We start from the raw sequence: 12,726 nt of genomic DNA on the forward strand, positions 1-12,726 counted from the left end.
GGCTCCGACACCACCGGCGGCCAGACYGGCCGCGGCGCCGCCGGCGGCGATCATGCCTCCGGCCGCGAGCCCGGTCCCGACCGCCGCGCCGGCGCCGAGCTGAGGGCCGCCGGACACCAGCCCGTTGGCGATGCCGGGCCCGAAGATGCCAAGTCCGAGCAGCGACAGTGCGGCGAGCACGATCGCCATGGCCTCATCGATAGTCGGATTGGCGCCGCCGAAACCGGCGGTGAACTCGGAGAACAGTGTCGAGCCGATACCGATGATGACGGCGAGCACCAGGACCTTGATGCCCGACGAGATGACGTTGCCGAGCACCCGCTCGGCCATGAAGGCGCTCTTTCCGAACAGGCCGAAGGGGATGAGCACGAAGCCGGCGAGAGTCGTCAGCTTGAATTCGATCAGGGTAACGAAGAGCTGGATGGCGAGGATGAAGAAGGCGAGCAGCACCAGCGCCCAAGCGAGGAACATGCAGGCGATCTGGATGAAGTTCTCGAAGAACGACCAGTAGCCCATCAGGCTGGAGATCGAATCGAGCAGCGGTCGGCCGGCATCGAGCCCGGTCTGCGCGACCTTGCCGGGGCGCAGCAGATCGGCGGTCGTGAAACCGGTGCCGGAGGCCTTCAGGCCGAGGCCGGCGAAGCTCTCGAAGACGATCCGCGCGAGGTTGTTCCAGTTGCCGATGATGTAGGCGAACACGCCGACGAACAGGGTCTTCTTGACCAGGCGCGCCATGATGTCGTCGTCGGCGCCCCAGCTCCAGAACAGGGCGGCGAGCGTTACGTCGATGACGATCAGCGTGGTCGCGATAAACGCGACCTCGCCACTCAAGAGGCCGAAGCCGCTGTCGATGTAGCGGGTGAAGATCTCGAGGAAATGATCGATGACGCCGGTGCCGCCCATGATGCTATCGGGCCTCGTCCAGCTGCGGCGCCATTTCCTTGCGGATCGGATCATCCGGCATGGAGCGAGTTCCGGCCGCGTCGGGCGGCGTCGGCGGAACCTCGGTGGCCGGGGTGGCGCGCACGCCCGGCCGCGCGCCGGGAGCAAGGAACCGCTCGCGGCTTTCCGCCCAGGCGGAGAGGCATGCCGGATCGCGGGGACCGGCTTCGCCGAGGCGCTGGCACCGGATCAGCTCCGCGCGCAGCGGGTCGGCCGCCACCGCGACGGCGGCGCGCGCGAACGCCGCCGCCGGTTCTTCCTCTTTCCGGGTCATCTCGATCGCCGTCGCAGTGACCGCGACAGCGACGAAGACGATGGCCCCGATCCGCGCGAAAAGCTTGCCGTCCATAAGCTCGCCCTCAGTTCCCGCTTGGGAACATCCGGGCGTTGCCGGGCTGATAGCCGACGCCGGGGGTCAGGAACCGTCGGCGCTGCTCGCGGCCCTGTTCGGCAGCCGCCGCGCGTTCGGCTTCCGAGAGCGATTGCGCGCGGCCGTTGGCGGCGACGACGGCGGTGAGATCGGCGAGCTGTTGGGCCTGGAGTGCGAGGAGCTGGTTGCCGGCCTGGGCCGCCTGCAACGCGCCGGTAGCGCCCTGGCTCTGGCCAACCAGCGCGGACAGCTGCGTGCGGTTGGTGTCGATGTTGCCGACGACGCCCGCCTGCACCCGCATCGCGTCCTGCAAACCGCCAACCGTGTTCTGCCAGCGCTCGCGGGCCTGGGCGACGAGCTGGGCGTCAGACGCGGAGAGTGAGGCGTTGCCGTAGGTCGACTGGAAGGCGCGGTCGACCTGCTGGACGTCGAAGGCGATGTTTTGCGCCTGATTCAGGAGCTGCTGGGTCCGCTGCACGGACTGTTGAAGCTGCTGCAACGAGGAGTAGGGGAGGCTGGCCAGATTGCGCGCTTGATTGATCAGCGATTGCGCTTCGTTCTGCAGCGAGGTGATCTGGTTGTTGATCTGCTGCAGCGCGCGCGCCGCCTGAAGGACGTTCTGGGCGTAGTTGGTCGGATCGTAGACCACCCACTGCGCAGCGGCCGGGGTGGTGAGGACCGGCGACAACGCGACGGGCACGGCGAAGATGCTGGCGGACAAAAGGGCCGCGCGCGAGCGACGAAGGATCATGGTCGGGTCTCCAGGTTGGTGAGGTCGGGGATCAGGTCGGCGGCCCAGCCGACGCCGCGCAGGCCCAGCCATTCGGCGAGGAAGGCGTCGCGGCCGTGCTCGGCGAGGACGCGCTCGATGGCGGCCTGGTCGGTCTTGGAGGATGCGGCGCATAGCGCCAGCGCGACCTCGCCGAGGCCGAGCTCGAACAGCCGGTTGCCGCGGCGGGACTGGCAGTAATAGTCGCGCTTGGGCATGGCCCGGGCGAGGATCTCGATCTGCCGGTCGTTGAGGCCGAAGCGCCGGTAGATCGCGGTGATCTGCGGCTCGATCGCCCGCTCGTTCGGCAGGAGCAGCCGGGTCTGGCAGCTCTCGATGATGGCGGGCGCGATGGCCGATCCATCGATGTCCGACAGCGACTGCGTGGCGAATACGACGGAGGCGTTCTTCTTCCTCAAGGTCTTCAGCCATTCCCGAAGCTGGCCGGCGAATCCCTCGTCATCGAGCGCCAGCCAGCCTTCGTCGACGATCAGCAAGGTCGGGCTGCCGTCGAGGCGGTCCTCGATGCGGTGGAACAGATAGGGGAGCACCGCTGGCGCCGCGCCGGTGCCGATCAGGCCCTCGGTCTCGAACGCCTGGACGGACGCTTGACCCAGATGCTCGCTCTCGGCGTCGAGCAGGCGACCGTAGGGGCCGCCGACGCAGTAGGGGCGGAGCGCCTGTTTGAGGTCGTTGGACTGCAGGAGGACTGCGAGCCCGGTGATCGTGCGCTCGCCCACCGGCGCGCTGGCCAGCGAGGTCAACGCCGTCCAGAGATGTTCCTTCACCTCGGGCGAGATGGTCACGCCCTCGCGCATGAGGATGGCGACGATCCAGTCGGCGGCCCAGGCGCGCTCGGGCACCTCCTGGATGCGGGCGAGCGGCTGCAGCGACACGCTGTCGGTGGCGCCTTCCGTCAAGCCGCCGCCGAGGTCGTGCCAGTCACCGCCACAAGCAAGCGCAGCCGCACGGATCGAGCCGCCGAAGTCGAAGGCGAAGACCTGCGAACCCGGGTATCGCCGGAACTGCAGCGCCATCAGCGCCAGCAGGACGGACTTGCCGGCGCCGGTCGGGCCAACCACCAGGGTGTGGCCGACGTCGCCGACGTGAAGGGAAAACCGGAACGGGGTGGAGCCTTCGGTCTTGCCGAACAGCAAGGGGGGCGCACCGAAATGCTCGTCCCGTTCCGGCCCCGCCCACACCGCTGACAGGGGAATCATGTGGGCGAGATTGAGGGTGGAGATCGGCGGTTGCCGAACATTGGCGTAGACATGACCCGGCAGGGAGCCGAGCCAGGCATCGACGGCGTTGACCGTCTCAGGCATCGCGGTGAAGTCGCGCCCCTGAATGACCTTCTCGACCAGGCGCAGCTTCTCGGCCGCGACGCGTGGATCAGCGTCCCAGACGGCGACGGTCGCCGTGACATAGGCCTGACCGGCATAATCGGCGCCGAGCTCCTGCAGCGCGAGATCGGCATCCGCCGCCTTGTTGGCTGCGTCGGTGTCAACCAGCACGGAGGCCTCGTTGGTCATCACCTCCTTCAGGATCGCGGCGATCGACTTGCGCTTGGAGAACCATTGCCGCCGGATCTTTGTCAGCAGCTTGGTGGCGTCGGTTTTGTCGAGCAGCACCGCGCGGGTCGACCAGCGATAGGGGAAGGCGAGGCGGTTGAGATCGTGGAGCAGGCCGGGCGTGGTCGCCGTTGGAAAGCCGACGATGGTGAGGACGCGCAGATGCGCCTCGCCGAGCCGCGGCTCGAGGCCGCCGGTCAGCGGCTGGTCCGCCAGCAGCGCGTCGAGATACATCGGCGTCTCGGGCACGCGCACGCGGTGGCGTTTGGTAGAGACGGTCGAATGAAGGTAGGTCAGCGTCTCGCCATCATCGAGCCAGGCGCATTCGGGCATGAAGCTCTCGACGAGCTGGAGCACGCGGTTGGTGCGATCGACGAAGCCGCGCAGCGCCTCCCAGGCGTCAACGCCCTTCTCGGCCTTGCCTTCGTAGAGCCAGCTTTCAGCGCGTGCGGCGTCCTCGGCCGGGGGCAGGAAGACGAAGGTGAGGAAATAGCTCGACTCGAAATGCGAGGCGTCTTCCTCGAAGTCGGCTTTGCGCTCGGCGTCGACCAGCGCGGATGCGGGCTCTGGAAAGCGGCTCGCCGGGTAGGCGCCGACGCTGTGACGCTGGGCCTCGACAAAGATCGCCCACCCGGAGCCCAGGCGGCGGAAGGCGTTGTTGAGCCGGCCGGCGACCGCGACGAGCTCAGCCGGCACCGCGGAATCGAGATCGGGCCCGCGGAAGCGTGCTGTGCGCTGGAAGCTGCCGTCCTTGTTGAGGACAACGCCTTCGCCAACCAGCGCCGCCCAAGGTAGGAAGTCGGCGAGGCGGGTCGAGGTCCGGCGATACTCGGCAAGGTTCATCATGCGGTCGGCCTCAGACGTTCAGGAAGCCGGGGATACGCAGGTGGCGGCGCACCACATCGACGAACTGCGGATCGCGCTTGGCCGCCCAGACGGCGGCAAGGTGCCCGACCGCCCAGAGTCCCAAGCCCACCAGCCAGAGGCGCAATCCGAGGCCAAGCGCCGCCGCCAGCGTGCCATTGAGGATGGCGATCGAGCGCGGCGCGCCGCCAAGCAGGATGTGCTCCGTCAAGGCGCGGTGCACCGGCACGCTGAAGCCAGGCACTTCGCCGGCGCTGTCGGCAAGGCCCGTCATCAAACGAGCGCCCCGCCGCCGAAGGAGAAAAACGACAGGAAGAAGCTCGATGCCGCGAAGGCGATCGAGAGGCCGAAGACGATCTGGATCAGCCGGCGGAAGCCGCCGCTCGTGTCGCCGAAGGCGAGCGTCAGGCCGGTGACGATGATGATGATCACCGCGATGATCTTGGCGACCGGTCCTTCGATGGACTGCAGGATCTGATTGAGCGGTTGCTCCCACGGCATGGACGAGCCGGAGGCGTGGGCGGCCGGCGCGAACGCAACGCTGAAAAGCGCGAGACTGACCGCCGTTGTGAGGCGGCGACGTAGGGCCAAGGACCGGCGGATCATGCGGGATCTCCTGAGGGGGGCTGGGTTGCGGGGGTTACGTGGTAGTCGCCGTCGGGACGGAGGCCCTCGATCCGGGCGAGTTCGGCCAGGCGGCGATTGGACCCGCGGCCGCTCAGCACCGCGACCAGATCGATCGTCTCGGCGATCAGGGCGCGCGGGACGGTGACGACGGCTTCCTGGATGAGCTGCTCGAGGCGGCGTAGCGCGCCTAGCGCGGTGCCGGCGTGGATTGTGCCGACGCCGCCAGGGTGGCCGGTGCCCCAGGCCTTCAAGAGGTCGAGCGCCTCGGACCCGCGCACCTCACCGATGGGGATACGGTCTGGTCGCAGGCGCAGCGACGAGCGGACCAGCTCAGAGAGGGTGGCGACGCCATCCTTGGTGCGCATCGCGACCAGGTTTGGGGCCGCGCATTGCAGCTCGCGCGTGTCCTCGATCAGGACGACGCGGTCGGCGGTCTTTGAGATCTCGGCGAGCAAGGCGTTGGTGAGCGTGGTCTTGCCGGTCGAGGTGCCGCCGGCCACGAGGATGTTGCGCCGATCGGCCACGGCGCGACGAAGGACGTCGGCCTGATCCGCCGACATGATCGCGGACGCGACGTAGTCCTGCAGCGTAAAGACCGCGACGGCGGGCTTGCGGATCGCGAAGGCCGGCGCCGCCACGACGGGGGGCAACAGCCCCTCGAACCGCTCTCCGGTTTCGGGCAGCTCGGCTGAGACGCGTGGTGCGCCGGCATGAACCTCGGCGCCGACGTGATGCGCCACCAGGCGCACGATACGCTCGCCGTCGGCGGCGGACAGGCACTCTCCCGTATCAGACAGCCCCTCGGACAGGCGGTCGATCCAGAGCCGCCCGTCGGGGTTGAGCATCACCTCGACGACTGTGGGGTCTTCCAGGAATCCGGCGATGGCGGGGCCGAGCGCGGTGCGCAACATGCGCGCGCCGCGTAAGCTCGCCTCGGATCGCTGGTGAGAAGCCGCCATGTCGTCCCCGTTCGTGAAGGGACCGCGGACGAGCGGCCCTGGATCGGGGATGAGTAGAAGAGGCAGAAATGTGGGCGCGGCAACAAGGGAATGCGTTCGTAGAACCGTAGCGTAGAAATACAGGTAAAGGGCGGACCTGCGGAATAGCTTGCGATCCTTCGCCGGTCAGCGTGCCCAACTTTGGAGATCGTCCAATGGCGCTAAAGAGATATCTCGAATGTGCTGTAGCTCTCGAACCCCGTACTCAATCACTTCCGCGATCATATCGCAGAGAGCTTCTGGGCACTCGCATGGCCAGGATCGCTTGTAAGAAAGACCGTCTGCCATTGGGTGCGAATACGTCGGAATCGGATAGATCGCGCGCAGTACCAAGCGACCTTACGTCGCCCGCGGACGCGCGACTGACATCCTTCTCAATTTCGAAGTCGACGATGTTGACACCGTGCATGGCCAGGTTGTTGCCGACGGGATCCCTATGCTCCTGTCCTTGCGCGATGAGGACTTCGGCCAGCGCCACTTCATCACTAGCGACCCCAACGGGGGTGCTGATCGACATCATCAAGCCGATCCCGGCCAGCGCGGAGTTCGCAGCCAGCTATGTTACCGGGGATTCGCCGAGGTAGCGAAATCGACCGCAGACAAAGCCTTGCGGACCTCCAGGCTGCCGGGAACGCGACGGAAGCCAATCGAGGCGTTGAGCCGAAGCGCCGCAGTATTGGCGTCGAGGTTCGTTGTCCGCATCGTCGTGATGCCCGACATTTGCGCCGCAGCGATCAGGCGCAGCTTGAGCGCGAGGCCGACATGCCTGCCGCGCCAGTCGGGCAACACGCCAGTGAAGTAGGAATAGATCTCCTGGCCCAAAGCGTGGCCGATGGTGAGGCCGACGGGTCTGCCGTTAAACCCGGCAACAACGACCCATTCCGGTCGCGAGGCCGGAGTCTCGCGCAGTACCGAAAAACAGCGCGCCAACGTCCATGACGGGAGGTCTCGCATGTCGGGCGCATCGGCGATGAGGGTCTGCAACAGCATCGCCACCGCCTTCCACTGCGCCTCACTGGCTCCGGTCATGTCCGAGAGCGTCACCCCCGCGCGCACTGCCGACTGACCGTCGAAGGTCCGAAGGTCGAGCAGACTGTCGCAACGCAGCGCGTGGCGCTGAAACCCGCGTGCCTCGGCCCAGGCCTGCGGACCGGATGCTGCCTCAGGTATCGTGGCGACAAGCCCCCGAAAACCGCGCCCGATGGCTTCGCTCTCCACAAGGCCGAGCATGGTGCTGCCTCTCCCCCGGCCGCGATGATCGGGATCGACAGTGACCTGCACGGCAAGATGATCAGATAGCGCATAGGGCGAGTTGGCGATCTGCCCGAGGGCAACGGCCCGGTCATTGTCGTAACCAAGCCAGCGCAGACGCAGATCGCCCGCCGGCCATCGTGCCTCGCGGTCCAGGAACTCGGGCAGGCTGATCGGCGTGAGCCGAAGCAGGTTCATCAGGCGCAATGCGTCTTCGGCACGATCCATCGTGAAGGGCACGATCCTCACCTTGGCGTCTCCGCAGGTATCTCAACGCCATCGACGAAGATCCGTCCGCTTGGGGCAAGCGCCGCGCGAATTCGCGGCCAGGCGCGAGCGCCGGCCGCGGGATGACGGCCGTCGAGCGCGCCGACGCGGACCGCCACGACAAGATCGAACGGCGCCTCGCCGGGTCCCATCACGAAATCCTCGGCCGCCACCGTTCGGAATGACAGACGGCCGGCAGCGACCTGCTCCTTGGAGCCTGCGATCGCCTGCGCGATGGCCCGGTCTGACCGGTCGATCCCGAGCACATACCCGCTGCCGATCGCCGACGACATGGCGCGCGTCAGCGCTCCGGGACCGCATCCCACCTCGAGCACGCGTATACAGGGCGAGAGAGGCAGGGCTTCGAGGATTGCCTTCAGACGTAGGGACAGCCGTTCAGTCACTTTTCTCCTCCGGACAGGCTCGGTGGCTTCGACGGGTTTGGTGCGACGACGTCGTCCGTGTCGTTTGGTTTCATCATGACCTTCGCTCCGCCGGATGGAAGACACCTTTCCATATGGCTAGGTATCTTGACGAGCACTGTGCCAAGTCAATAGATAGCCATATGGCTAACCTTGATTCGATTTTCCACGGACTCGCTGATCCCACCCGCCGTGCGGTGATCGCCCGGCTGGCAGCCGGCCCCGCGCCTGTCTCTGAGCTTGCCGCGCCGCATGACATGGCGCTGCCGAGCTTCCTCAAGCACCTGAAGGTGCTGGAGGCGGGCGGATGGATTGAATCCGACAAGGCCGGCCGCATCCGCACCTGTCGGCTCAAGGCTGAAACGGCGAAAGCCGCCGAAGGCTGGCTGGGCCAGCAGCGGTCACTTTGGGAGGCGCGTCTCGACCGCCTCGATGCATTTCTAGCGAATCTACCCGGTGAAGGAGAAAATAGTGACGCATGATGCCAAACTCGATCTCGTGCTGGAGCGGACGGTCAGGGCCACACCCGCCCAGCTCTGGCGCGCGTGGACGGAGCCCGACCTGCTCAAGCAATGGTTCGCACCGAAACCTTGGACGGTAGCGCGCGTCGCGATCGACCCCCGCGCCGGGGGAATCTTCTCGGTCGTGATGGCGTCGCCGGACGGCGCCGAAATGGATGAAACGCCAGGCTGCGTGCTGCTGGCAGAGCCTCGGAAGCGTATGGTATGGACCGATGCGGTCGGGCCCGAGTTCCGTCCGAATTCCGAAACCTTCATGACCGCCGACATCACGATGGAGGCGGTGGAAGGCGGCACCCGCTATCGGGCACTGGTGCGCCACAAGTCAGACGCAGACCGTCAGAAGCATGAGGAGATGGGCTTCCATGATGGCTGGGGCACGTGCCTCAACCAGCTCGAAGCCTTGGCCGGAGGGCTCTGATGGCGGGCAACCCGATCAAGCACGGAAGCTTCACCATCGAACGGAATTACTCTGCGCTGCCGGCCAAGGTTTTCGCGGCGTTCGCGCAGGCCGACGCGCGGCGCAAGTGGCTGGTCTTCGCCGACGGCTGGACCATCCATGAGTATCGGCCAGCCGAACCGACCGTGGCAGGCGCCGTTGAGTTCACCCGGTTCAGCCCCCGGGGAGCGGACTTCGTCCTCACGAACGCCACGACCTGGCTGCACGTAGATGAGGGCAACACGCTCATCTACGCCTACCACATGACATTGGAGGGGACGCCGCTGTCCTCTTCGCTCGTCACCATCAGCTTCAACTCCGATGGCGCCGGTACGCGTTTGGAGCTGACCGAACAGGGCGCCTACTTCGACGGCGACATCGCCGGCCGGGAAGCAGGTACGAGAGCGCTCCTCGATGAAGTGGAGAAGGTGCTTTGAAAGGAGGATCGCTGAACAGCCCGACGCAATCAGCGAACGGAGTGGTCGAATGATGCGTGCCAGCGATGAGGTCACGCTGGCCGGGATCATGACCGAAGCGGCGCAGCGTAAGGGGCTGCCCTTGATCGTCGCGGTTGATGGCAGAAGTGGTGTCGGCAAATCGACGTTGGCGAGGACGCTCGCCGAGCGGGTCGAGGCCTGCGTGATCGAGGGCGACGACTTTTATGCGGGCGGGATCGAGCTTCGGGCGGATAGCGCCGTAGCGCGCGCAGCGGCCTGCATCGATTGGACGAGACAACGATCGGTGCTCCAAGGCCTTGCGGCCGGCCGGGAGGCATGTTGGCGCGCCTTCGACTGGGACGCTTTCGATGGACGGCTGCGCGATGAGCCGACGTGGATCGGCCCAAGGCCGATCGTGATCCTGGAAGGGGTCTATGCGGCGCGTCCGGAACTGGCCGACCTGCTCGATCTGCGCGTCGCGCTCTTGGCGCCGGACGATGTGCGCTTGGCGCGGTTGGCCGCTCGGGAAGGAGCGATCGGACCTTGGGAGCGGCAGTGGCATGAAGCTGAGGATTTCTACTTCAAGAGCGTGATGCCCCCTGACGCGTTTGACGTGGCCATTAATCTCACCCCCTGAGCCCGAGCGTCGCAAACCTGGTCGCGTAGCCGAGGTGGTCCCGGCACCGATCAATTGCCGCCTGCAGGAACGTCCTCCGAGATTTCCTGTCGCAGCTTCGGCCCCTTGGCGAGTCGCCGGCCGAGGGCCGCGACGAACGCATCGTAGCGCTCGCCGGCCTGTGCGCGGGCGGCGGCTTGGGCCGGCTCAGGCAAGGGTGGATTGGTCGTGAGCCAGAAGCGCACGAAGACCGCCAGTGTCTCGACCGAGATACCGAGGTCGCGTTCCATGCGCGTCATGCGCCGATCGAGTTGATCGAGCCGCTTCGTCGTGGCCGCCTCCTGCCGCTCGGCGGCGTCGGGAGACAGGAAGGACGCGATGGCCGCCTCCGCGACGAGAGAGCGCGAATGATCCCGGCGCGCGGCATAATCCGCCAGCGCCTTCATGACCTCCCGGTCGAGGTAGACGGACAAGCGCTGTTTTTTCGAGCTTGATGCCATCGCCGCCTCTCACAGCTCCATGCCGTCGTTGGGATCAAGCGACACTTGCCGGGCCACACCCTGCACGAGCCGGTTCATCCGGCTGATCCGGGCGCTGTCGTCTTCGGCGTCATCATCGAGATCTGCCGCAAACTCGTTCTCGATCGGGACCTTCTTCTCGACCGCTTGGGCGTGGCTCAATTCGGGCTGGTGGCGGCGCTCCGATCCCGTCGGATCCTCACCGTCAGTCCCGCCCTGCTCGACGGCTGGTTCGGTTTGCGGTGACCGCGGCAACGGCAAGGCGCTCCAATCGTCGGGATTTGCCTCAGGCGACTTCGCCAAAGAGGGCGGTGGCAGGATGCGCTCCTGGAAGCGCCGGTCCTCGAAATAGCGCGCCTTTTTTGCGCGGATCGGCGGCGTCCCAGCCACCATGACGATCTCATCGGCCGGTGGGAGCTGCATCACCTCGCCGGGGGTGAGCAGCGGCCGCGCCGTCTCCGAGCGCGAGACCATAAGGTGGCCGAGCCAGGGCGAGAGGCGGTGCCCGGCATAGTTCTTCATCGCGCGCATCTCGGTCGCGGTTCCGAGCGCATCGGAAACCCGCTTGGCGGTACGCTCGTCGTTTGTCGCGAAGCTGACCCGGACATGGCAGTTGTCGAGGATCGAGTTGTTCGGCCCGTAAGCCTTCTCGATCTGGTTCAGCGACTGCGCGATCAGGAAGCTCTTCAGGCCGTAGCCGGCCATGAAAGCCAAGGCGCTTTCGAAGAAGTCCAGGCGTCCGAGCGCGGGAAACTCATCGAGCATCAGGAGCAGCCGGTGGCGTCCGCCTTTGGCCTGCAGGTCCTCGGTCAGCCGTCGGCCGACCTGGTTGAGGATCAGGCGGATCAGCGGCTTGGTGCGCGCGATGTCGGAGGGCGGCACCACCAGATAAAGCGTGGTGGGTCGTTTCCCCCCAATGATATCCGTAATGCACCAGTCGCAACGGCGCGTGACTGCGGCGACGACGGGATCGCGGTAGAGGCCGAGGAACGACATCGCGGTAGAGAGCACGCCTGACCGTTCGTTGTCCGATTTGTTGAGCAGCTCGCGCGCGGCGCTGGCGATGACCGGGTGGGGACCGGCCTCGCCGAGATGCGCGGTCTTCATCATGGCGGCCAGTGTCGATTCGATCGGTCGCTTCGGGTCGGAAAGGAAAGCGGCGACACCGGCCAGCGTCTTGTCGGCTTCGGCGTAGAGGACATGGAGGATGGCGCCGACGAGGAGCGCGTGGCTGGTCTTCTCCCAATGGTTCCGTTTCTCCAGGCTCCCTTCCGGATCGACCAGGATGTCGGCGATGTTCTGGACGTCGCGTACCTCCCACTCGCCGCGGCGGACCTCGAGCAGAGGATTGTAAGCGGCCGACTGCGCATTGGTGGGATCGAACAGCAGCACCCGGCCGTGCCGGGCGCGAAAGCCCGCAGTGAGCTGCCAGTTCTCACCCTTGATGTCGTGGACGATCGCGGAGCCCGGCCAGGTCAGAAGCGACGGAACGACGAGGCCGACTCCTTTGCCGGACCGGGTCGGAGCAAAGCAGAGCACATGCTCGGGTCCATCATGACGGAGATAGGCGCGGTCGAGCTTGCCGAGCACTACGCCATCGGGTCCGAGTAACCCGGCGGACCTCACCTCGTCCGGGCGTGCCCATCGCGCCGAGCCGTAGGTCTCGACGTTCTTGGCCTCGCGTGCCCGCCACACCGACATGCCGATCGCGACCGCTATCGAAATGAAGCCACCCGATGCGGCGATATAGGCGCCTTCGACGAAGATCGGCGGCGCATAGGCATCGTAGAAATACCACCACCAGAAGAAGGCCGGTGGGTAGTAGATGGGCCAGCCGAACAGCTCGAACCAGGGTGAGCCGAGCTGCGGCTGGAAGCCGAGCCGCCAAGCCGTCCATTGCGTCGCCGCCCATGTGGTCAGGACCACGATCAGCAAGACGGTGAGGATCTGACCCCATAGGATTTTCGTGGCAGACAAGCAGATTTCCTCGACGGTGACTGCATCGAGGTCAGTGCTTGGCCGGCCAGATTGCAAGACGCGTTTTCGGGGATCGCATTGCCGGCAACCTTGGCGCGCGAATACAGGTCTTGGCGTAGAAAGTTTCATTGTCCGAGACC

Annotated in this window: 15 protein-coding genes and 1 pseudogene; 5 read left to right on the top strand and 11 right to left on the bottom strand. The window is 66.2% G+C overall.

The genetic code is table 11. From position 1 onward, the window contains the following. From trbL to trbB, 7 genes are all read right to left on the bottom strand, one after another. Window positions 1-903, bottom strand: a 903-nt coding sequence (gene trbL, locus AB4136_RS32505) for a P-type conjugative transfer protein TrbL (protein ID WP_441932263.1), incomplete at its 3' end; no start/stop codon positions are given. A 4-nt stretch (window positions 904-907) separates the two neighbouring features. Next, window positions 908-1,291 (bottom strand): putative entry exclusion protein TrbK-alt, encoded by a 384-nt coding sequence (trbK-alt, locus tag AB4136_RS32510; RefSeq protein ID WP_137900594.1) that lies wholly within the window; start codon window positions 1,289-1,291, stop codon window positions 908-910. A gap of 10 nt (window positions 1,292-1,301) precedes the next feature. Continuing rightward, complete coding sequence (trbJ, locus tag AB4136_RS32515; protein WP_137900595.1) at window positions 1,302-2,063, bottom strand: P-type conjugative transfer protein TrbJ; 762 nt, start codon at window positions 2,061-2,063, stop codon at window positions 1,302-1,304. Next, a complete protein-coding gene (gene trbE, locus AB4136_RS32520; RefSeq protein WP_137900596.1) occupies window positions 2,060-4,498 on the bottom strand; it encodes a conjugal transfer protein TrbE in 2,439 nt (812 codons plus the stop codon). Before trbE ends, trbJ begins: the two co-directional genes overlap by 4 nt. A 10-nt stretch (window positions 4,499-4,508) precedes the next feature. After that, the gene (locus AB4136_RS32525) at window positions 4,509-4,790 is read right to left on the bottom strand and encodes a VirB3 family type IV secretion system protein (protein ID WP_065998026.1); all 282 of its coding nucleotides are present in this window, start codon (window positions 4,788-4,790) and stop codon (window positions 4,509-4,511) included. Next, window positions 4,790-5,122, bottom strand: a complete 333-nt coding sequence (locus AB4136_RS32530; RefSeq protein WP_033965391.1) for a TrbC/VirB2 family protein — start codon at window positions 5,120-5,122, stop codon at window positions 4,790-4,792. The genes AB4136_RS32525 and AB4136_RS32530 overlap by 1 nt, the downstream gene beginning before the upstream one ends. After that, the gene (gene trbB, locus AB4136_RS32535) at window positions 5,119-6,102 is read right to left on the bottom strand and encodes a P-type conjugative transfer ATPase TrbB (RefSeq protein ID WP_137900597.1); all 984 of its coding nucleotides are present in this window, start codon (window positions 6,100-6,102) and stop codon (window positions 5,119-5,121) included. The genes AB4136_RS32530 and trbB overlap by 4 nt, the downstream gene beginning before the upstream one ends. Window positions 6,103-6,478: 376 nt before the next feature. Here trbB and AB4136_RS32540 point away from each other — a divergent pair. Continuing rightward, window positions 6,479-6,725, top strand: a pseudogene (locus AB4136_RS32540) (VOC family protein); the annotation flags it as partial. Here AB4136_RS32540 and AB4136_RS32545 read toward each other — a convergent pair. After that, on the bottom strand, window positions 6,703-7,641 hold the full coding sequence (locus AB4136_RS32545) for a GNAT family N-acetyltransferase (protein ID WP_137900598.1): 939 nt from the start codon (window positions 7,639-7,641) through the stop codon (window positions 6,703-6,705). The pseudogene AB4136_RS32540 and the gene AB4136_RS32545 overlap by 23 nt on opposite strands. Next, window positions 7,638-8,063 carry an SAM-dependent methyltransferase gene (locus AB4136_RS32550; protein ID WP_137900599.1) on the bottom strand — a complete coding sequence of 142 codons (426 nt, stop codon included), beginning with the start codon at window positions 8,061-8,063 and terminating at the stop codon, window positions 7,638-7,640. The genes AB4136_RS32545 and AB4136_RS32550 overlap by 4 nt, the downstream gene beginning before the upstream one ends. Window positions 8,064-8,224: 161 nt before the next feature. Here AB4136_RS32550 and AB4136_RS32555 point away from each other — a divergent pair, with 161 nt between their 5' ends. From AB4136_RS32555 to AB4136_RS32570, 4 genes are read left to right on the top strand one after another with little or no spacing between them, the layout of a single operon-like run. Next, window positions 8,225-8,563, top strand: a complete 339-nt coding sequence (locus AB4136_RS32555; RefSeq protein ID WP_116970616.1) for an ArsR/SmtB family transcription factor — start codon at window positions 8,225-8,227, stop codon at window positions 8,561-8,563. Further along, entirely contained in the window at window positions 8,553-9,020 is a 468-nt protein-coding gene (locus AB4136_RS32560; RefSeq protein ID WP_116970615.1) for an SRPBCC family protein, read from the top strand. The genes AB4136_RS32555 and AB4136_RS32560 overlap by 11 nt, the downstream gene beginning before the upstream one ends. After that, window positions 9,020-9,475, top strand: a complete 456-nt coding sequence (locus AB4136_RS32565) for an SRPBCC domain-containing protein (protein ID WP_137900600.1) — start codon at window positions 9,020-9,022, stop codon at window positions 9,473-9,475. The genes AB4136_RS32560 and AB4136_RS32565 overlap by 1 nt, the downstream gene beginning before the upstream one ends. Before the next feature lie 49 nt (window positions 9,476-9,524). After that, window positions 9,525-10,112 (top strand): uridine kinase family protein, encoded by a 588-nt coding sequence (locus AB4136_RS32570; RefSeq protein WP_157973342.1) that lies wholly within the window; start codon window positions 9,525-9,527, stop codon window positions 10,110-10,112. A 50-nt stretch (window positions 10,113-10,162) separates the two neighbouring features. On the opposite strand, the gene AB4136_RS32575 is transcribed toward AB4136_RS32570, so the two are convergent. Beyond that, a complete protein-coding gene (locus AB4136_RS32575; protein WP_116970689.1) occupies window positions 10,163-10,591 on the bottom strand; it encodes a CopG family transcriptional regulator in 429 nt (142 codons plus the stop codon). Between the two features lie 9 nt (window positions 10,592-10,600). Beyond that, window positions 10,601-12,586, bottom strand: a complete 1,986-nt coding sequence (locus AB4136_RS32580) for a conjugal transfer protein TraG (protein WP_137900601.1) — start codon at window positions 12,584-12,586, stop codon at window positions 10,601-10,603. Window positions 12,587-12,726: the final 140 nt, after the last annotated feature.

Origin of the sequence: Mesorhizobium sp. 2RAF21, assembly GCF_052115345.1 — a bacterium.
GTDB lineage: Bacteria > Pseudomonadota > Alphaproteobacteria > Rhizobiales > Rhizobiaceae > Mesorhizobium > Mesorhizobium terrae.